1 protein-coding gene is annotated in these 378 nt (G+C 45.8%); it reads right to left on the bottom strand.

Annotated features, from left to right (window positions below):
* The coding region (locus VF675_RS13820; protein ID WP_440205400.1) for an IS256 family transposase at window positions 1-378 on the bottom strand (378 nt) is incomplete at both ends.

Below are 378 nucleotides of genomic sequence, written 5' to 3' on the forward strand. Positions count from 1 at the left end.
GGTATAGATGGCTTTGCGTATCTCGGCTGGATAAGCAAAGAAGGTATTTAGATTCTCCCAGTGTGTACGCCAGCTTTTGCTGATCTGTGGGTACTTGTCATCCCATGTTTGGGCGAATTGATCCAAGGCCATCAAGGCTGCCTCTTCAGTAGGTGACTGATAAACGGCTTTTAAATCCTGAGTGACGGCCTTGTAATCTTTCCATGATACGTATTTCAAGCTGTTACGCAGCATATGGATAATGCACAGCTGGATATGGGTTTGCGGGTATACGCTGTTAATGGCATCAGGAAAGCCTTTTAGTCCATCCACACAGGCGATCAGAATATCCTGCAACCCTCGGTTTTTAAGCTCAGTCAGGACATTCAGCCAAAACTT

The sequence above is a fragment of the Acinetobacter sp. Lyrl_1 genome, assembly GCF_051948795.1.
In the GTDB taxonomy this organism is placed as follows: Bacteria; Pseudomonadota; Gammaproteobacteria; order Pseudomonadales; family Moraxellaceae; genus Acinetobacter; species Acinetobacter towneri.